Origin of the sequence: Streptomyces sp. NPDC052016 (genome assembly GCF_044548445.1) — a bacterium.
GTDB lineage: Bacteria > Actinomycetota > Actinomycetes > Streptomycetales > Streptomycetaceae > Streptomyces.
On sequence record NZ_JBIUBX010000062.1, the window covers coordinates 1 to 5,371 of the forward strand.

The window sequence follows — 5,371 nt, forward strand, 5'->3', positions numbered from 1 at the left end:
GCGGCCGCTATCTGGCACAACTGGACCACCGGCGCCAAGATCAAACGATCGCTGATCGCCTACGACCACTGAAGACATCGGACTCATTCATCTAGCCCGGCCGCCGCGGACCGGCTCGACGGCCCCGACCGGTTCCGGGGACGCCCCTGCCGAGGAGTGCCGGAGGGGCGCCGCCCCGGAACCGGTCGGGGCCCGTCCGTGGCCGCCGAGGACATCACTCCCGCCGCATTCATACCTTGCGGCGCGGGAGGTGTACGCGGAGCCGCTCCGTCTGGCAGTACTGCAGGAAGCCGGAACCCCGGGGTCCGCCCCTCCGGCGCACCGATCCGCCCGCCACCCAGGGAGTCGTCCATGGCCCGTTCGGAAGCCCGCGTCCTCACCGACCGTCCCCATCGCCACGCCAAGCAACTCGCCGCCCACCTCGGCCGCCGCGCCGAGTCGACCTGGGACGAGGAGAAGGGGGAGGGCAGCATCACCTTCCCCCAGGGCACCGGCACGCTCACCGCGACCGAGGGCGCCCTGCTGCTCACCCTGGAGACCGACGCCGAACACCTGGACCAGCTCGAGGACGTGATGGGCCGTCACCTGGTCCGTTTCGGAACCCGCGACGAACTGGTCGTCGAGTGGCGGCGCGACACGGGGGAGGCCGGCAGCACCCAGCGAGGTGAACCCGCCTGACGGCGGTCCGTGACGGCGGTCCCTGCCGGCGCCTCCGCGGAGCCGCCGCGAGCCGTCGACTCCGGCCCGCCCGTCGTCGTGGGCGCACCGACCGGTGGCCCGGTGACCCGCGGATCCGCCGACGCGGTGGTCACACGGCCAGGACCCGGATGCCCGCCTCCTCGAACCGTCGCGCGGCCGTCGGGTCGGCCGCCGCGTCCGTGACCAGCGTGTCCACCGCGTCGGCCGCGCAGATCCGGGCGAACGCGCGCCGCCCCAGCTTGCTGCTGTCGGCAGCGACGACGACCCGCTCGGCCCGCTCGCACAGCATCCGGTTGACCGCCGCCTCGGCCTCGTCGTGCGCGGCGGCACCGTGCGTGACGTCGAAGGCGACCACCCCGAGCACCGCCACGTCGACGGTGATCTGCCCCAGCACCCCGTCCGCGAGCGGCCCGACCAGCTCGTAGGACTGGGCCCGCGCCACCCCGCCCGTCACCACGATCTTGAACTTAGGCCGTACGGCCAGCTCGCCCGCGATGTTCAGCGCGTTCGTGACGACGGTCAGCGCCGGTGAACCGTCGGCCAGGTCACCGCGCGCCGCCAGGGCGCGCGCCACCTCCGTCGTCGTCGTGCCGCCGGTCAGCCCGACCGCCTCGCCGGGCGCGACGAGACCGGCCACCGCCCGGGCGATGCGCTGCTTCTGCGAGGCCTGCCGTGCCGTCTTGTACCGCAGCGGCAGTTCGTACGACACGCCGTGGACGACCGCACCGCCCCGTGTGCGGACGAGCATCTGCTGCTCGGCGAGCTGGTCGAGGTCACGCCGGATCGTCGCGGCCGACACCGCCAGCTCGGCGGCCGCGTCCTCCACGTCCAGCCGGCCCCGCTCCACGAGAAGCTCCAGCAGCGCCTTCCACCGGGCGTCCCGTGACATGACCGACTCCGTTCGCATGCTTGAAGTTGCTCGAAACCTCGCCCTATCTTGCATGAACAATCACCGTCGGGGAGGTGGGGCATGACCCACGTCGAGGACGAGCTGACCGGCCAGCCCGAGTGCTGGGCACGAGCCGCGACCGAAGTCGCCCGGCACGTGGGCGAGTTGCCGAGACGGGGTGAGCGCGTCGCGATCGTCGGATGCGGCACCTCCTTCTTCATGGCGCAGGCGGCCGCCGCCCTGCGGGAGGGGGCCGGCCACGGCGAGACGGACGCCTACGCCGCCTCCGAGTTCCCGCACCACCGCGCCTACGACCGGATCGTCGCCCTCACCCGATCCGGCACCACCACCGAGGTCCTCGACCTCCTCGGGCGGCTGCGCGGACGCACTCCCACGACCGCGATCACCGCCGACCCGAAGACGCCCGTCATGACGACGGCCGACCACGTCGTCGTCCTCGACTACGCCGACGAACGCTCGGTGGTGCAGACCCGCTTCGCCACCACCGCGCTCACCCTGCTCCGCGCCCACCTCGGCCTGCACACCGGCGCCGCCGTCACCGACGCCCGCACCGCCCTCGCCGAGCCGCTGCCCCAAGATCTGGTGAAGTGCGCCCAGTTCACCTTCCTGGGACGCGGCTGGACCGTCGGACTGGCCCACGAGGCGGCGCTGAAGATGCGGGAGGCGGCACTGGCCTGGGCCGAGGCCCACCCCGCGATGGAGTACCGGCACGGCCCCATCAGCATCACCACCCGCGGGACGGCGACCTGGATGCTCGGCGAGGCCCCCGAGGGGCTGGCCCGACAGGTCCGTGCCACCGGCGGCCTCTGGATCCCCGGTGCGCTGGATCCCCTCGCCGAACTGGTCCGCGCCCAACGCCTCGCCGTGGCCGTCGCCGCCGCCCAAGGCCTCGACCCGGACCGGCCCCGTCACCTCACCCGCTCGGTGATCCTCTGAACCCCGATGGGAGTGGCCGTGCCCCTCACCACCACCGGCGAGCTGGTCACCCGCGCCCGCGCGGCCCGTACCGCCGTCGCCGCCTTCAACATCATCACCCTGGAGCACATCGAGGCGGTCATCAGCGGGGCGGAGCGCGCCGACGCGCCCGTGGTCCTCCAGGTCAGCGAGAACGCGGTCAGGTTCCGCCAGGGCCGCCTGCTCCCGCTCGCCCGCGCCGCCGTCACCGCCGCCGAACGAGCCTCGGTACCCGTCGCGCTGCACCTGGACCACGTGACGAGCGAGCCCCTGCTGCGGCAGGCCGCGGACGCCGGCTTCAGCTCCGTCATGTACGACGCCTCCCGCCTGCCGTACGACGAGAACCTCGCCTCGACCCGCGCGGCCGTCGACCGGGCGCACGCCCAAGGGCTGTGGATCGAGGCGGAGTTGGGTGAGATCGGCGGCAAGGACGGCAGAGCCCCGCGCGACGCCCACGCGCCCGGCGCCCGCACCGACCCCGCCGAGGCCGGCGCCTTCGTCGCACGGTCGGGGGTGGACGCCCTGGCCGTCGCCGTCGGCAGCGTCCACGCGATGACCACCCGCACCGCGACCCTCGACCACGACCTGCTCGAGCGGCTCACCGCGACCCTGGACGTGCCCCTCGTCCTGCACGGCTCCTCCGGGATCCCGGACACCGAACTGCGCGCGGCCGTCGCGGGCGGCATCGCCAAGGTCAACATCGGGACCGCCCTCAACCAGGCCATGACCGGCGCGATCCGGGAGTACCTGGGCGCCCACCCGGACGCCGTGGACGCGCGCACCTACCTGAGCGCGGGCCGGGAGGCGATGGCCCGGACGGTCGAACGGACCGTCACCGGGGCCGGGCTCAGGCCCGCTTGACGGCCTTCAGCACCACGAACTTCGGGTCGCCCGCGACCAGCTGACTGTTCCCGAACAGGCGCCGCAGCTTCACGTGGTACCCGAGGTGCCGGTTGCCCACCACCCACAGCTCACCGCCCGGGCGCAGCGCGCGCCGCGCCCCGGTGAACATCCGCCAGGCCGTGGCGTCCGTCGTGGCCTGGTGGGAGTGGAAGGGCGGGTTGTTCAGGACGACGTCGACGCTGCCGTCCGGCACCCCCGCCAGCCCGTCGCCGACCCGGAACTCCGCGTGCCCCGGCGTCCCGTTCGCCTGGTACGTCGCCTCCGCCGAGGCCACCGCCTGGAACGACTCGTCGGTGAACAGCACCTCGGCCCGCGGGTTGGCCAGCGCCACCGCGGTCCCGACGATGCCGTTGCCGCAGCCCAGGTCGACGACCCGCTGCGCGCCGTGCGTGCGCGGCAGGTGTCCCAGGAAGAACCGGGTGCCGATGTCGAGCCGGTCGGCGCAGAACACCCCCGCGTGGTTGACGACCGGTCGACCGGAGAGCGGCCCGATGCCTTCGGGCAGGTCGTAGCCGTACGGCCACGGACTGGCGGGTCGCTCCAGGGAGGGATCGGGCGTGGTGAAGATCAGCCGGGCCTTCTGCTGGGCGAGGGAGGTCCGGGTCGGGCCGAGGATCCGCTCGAAGAGCTGGAGCGTCGAGGTGTGGATCTCCTTCACCATGCCGGTGCCGACGACGACCGTCCCCGCGTGCACGTGGGGCGCCAGCCGCAGCAACTGGTCCTCCAGGAGCGCGAGGCTCTTGGGCACCCGGACCAGCAGCACGTCGATCCGCTCGGGCGGAGCGTCCTGGGTGGTGAGCAGCCGGACGGAGCCCGGGGCGGCCCCGTTGCGCGCGAGGTTGGCCCGGGTCGCCTCCTGCCCCAGCCAGGAGTCCGTGATCTGCGTCGGGCGGTGCGCCACGAGCGCCGTGGCCAGCGCGCCCCAGCGGTCGCCGAGCACCACGACCGTCCCGCCCAGCGGGGTCTCCCGCTCGGCGAGGTGCCGCAGCAGGTAGGCGTCGGAGGCGTCCCAGGCGCGCAGCCCGTCGCGCGGATCCTCGGGGTGACGGGCCAGCTCCAGCTCGCCCCACGGCGTCGTCATACGGTCGTTCATCGTGCGTCAAGGCTAGCCGAGCCGCAGCTCAGGCCCGGTGGGGGAGGATGGTGCCATGGACACCGAGCTGTTTGCCCGGGAGCGCGCGGAGATCGCGCCCGGCGCGGTGCACGTCCCCGACTGGCTGGACGCGGCACTCCAGCGGGAGCTGCTGGACGCCTGCCGTGAGTGGGCCCGCCCACCCGCCGGCCTGCGCACGGTCCGTACTCCGGGCGGAGGCACGATGACCGCCCGCCAGGTCTGCCTCGGCCTGCACTGGTACCCGTACGCCTACGCCCGCACGGCCGTCGACGGCGACGGCGCCCCCGTCAAGCCGTTCCCCGGCTGGCTGGGCGACCTGGGCCGGCGGGCGGTGGCCGACGCGCTCGGTCCCGAGCAGGCCCGGGCGGCCGCCTACGACATCGCACTGATCAACTTCTACGACGGCGACGCCCGCATGGGCATGCACCGCGACGCCGACGAGAGGTCCGACGCGCCCGTGGTGTCCCTCAGCCTCGGCGACACCTGCGTCTTCCGCTTCGGCAACACCGAGACCCGTACCCGTCCCTACACCGACGTGGAGCTGCGCAGCGGTGACCTCTTCGTGTTCGGAGGGCCGTCGCGGCTCGCCTACCACGGCGTGCCGCGGGTGCTTCCGGGGACCGCCCCCGTCGGGCTGGGACTGACCGGGCGGCTGAACGTCACCCTGCGCGTCAGCGGCTTCCCGGACGCCACCTGACCTAGATGAATGAGTCCGATGTCTTCAGTGGTCGTAGGCGATCAGCGATCGTTTGATCTTGGCGCCGGTGGTCCAGTTGTGCCAGATAGCGGCC

6 protein-coding genes are annotated in these 5,371 nt (G+C 73.6%); 4 read left to right on the forward strand and 2 right to left on the reverse strand.

Annotation, left to right across the window (positions count from 1 at the left end; translation table 11 throughout):
* Positions 1–351: 351 nt before the first annotated feature.
* On the forward strand, positions 352–678 hold the full coding sequence (locus ACIHAR_RS39570; protein ID WP_400024105.1) for a DUF2218 domain-containing protein: 327 nt from the start codon (positions 352–354) through the stop codon (positions 676–678).
* A gap of 130 nt (positions 679–808) precedes the next feature.
* On the opposite strand, the gene ACIHAR_RS39575 is transcribed toward ACIHAR_RS39570, so the two are convergent.
* Positions 809–1,588 (reverse strand): DeoR/GlpR family DNA-binding transcription regulator, encoded by a 780-nt coding sequence (locus tag ACIHAR_RS39575; RefSeq protein WP_400024107.1) that lies wholly within the window; start codon positions 1,586–1,588, stop codon positions 809–811.
* 81 nt (positions 1,589–1,669) lie between these two features.
* Here ACIHAR_RS39575 and ACIHAR_RS39580 point away from each other — a divergent pair, with 81 nt between their 5' ends.
* Complete coding sequence (locus tag ACIHAR_RS39580) at positions 1,670–2,545, forward strand: SIS domain-containing protein (protein ID WP_400024109.1); 876 nt, start codon at positions 1,670–1,672, stop codon at positions 2,543–2,545.
* An 18-nt stretch (positions 2,546–2,563) separates the two neighbouring features.
* Positions 2,564–3,424 (forward strand): class II fructose-bisphosphate aldolase, encoded by an 861-nt coding sequence (locus ACIHAR_RS39585; RefSeq protein WP_365466794.1) that lies wholly within the window; start codon positions 2,564–2,566, stop codon positions 3,422–3,424.
* Here the strand turns inward: ACIHAR_RS39585 and ACIHAR_RS39590 are convergent.
* Entirely contained in the window at positions 3,411–4,547 is a 1,137-nt protein-coding gene (locus ACIHAR_RS39590; RefSeq protein ID WP_400024111.1) for a methyltransferase, read from the reverse strand. The two genes, ACIHAR_RS39585 and ACIHAR_RS39590, sit on opposite strands and share 14 nt — an antisense overlap.
* A gap of 67 nt (positions 4,548–4,614) precedes the next feature.
* Between ACIHAR_RS39590 and ACIHAR_RS39595 the strand changes: the two genes are divergently transcribed.
* Complete coding sequence (locus ACIHAR_RS39595) at positions 4,615–5,277, forward strand: alpha-ketoglutarate-dependent dioxygenase AlkB (RefSeq protein WP_365466796.1); 663 nt, start codon at positions 4,615–4,617, stop codon at positions 5,275–5,277.
* Positions 5,278–5,371: the final 94 nt, after the last annotated feature.

Excerpts from the sequence above, each read along its gene's own strand:
- ACIHAR_RS39590 (WP_400024111.1), bottom strand. The coding sequence starts at position 4,547 with ATGACGACGCCGTGGGGCGAGCTGGAGCTGGCCCGTCACCCCGAGGAT.
- ACIHAR_RS39570 (WP_400024105.1), top strand. The coding sequence starts at position 352 with ATGGCCCGTTCGGAAGCCCGCGTCCTCACCGACCGTCCCCATCGCCAC.
- ACIHAR_RS39580 (WP_400024109.1), top strand. The coding sequence starts at position 1,670 with ATGACCCACGTCGAGGACGAGCTGACCGGCCAGCCCGAGTGCTGGGCA.
- ACIHAR_RS39595 (WP_365466796.1), top strand. The coding sequence starts at position 4,615 with ATGGACACCGAGCTGTTTGCCCGGGAGCGCGCGGAGATCGCGCCCGGC.
- ACIHAR_RS39575 (WP_400024107.1), bottom strand. The coding sequence starts at position 1,588 with ATGTCACGGGACGCCCGGTGGAAGGCGCTGCTGGAGCTTCTCGTGGAG.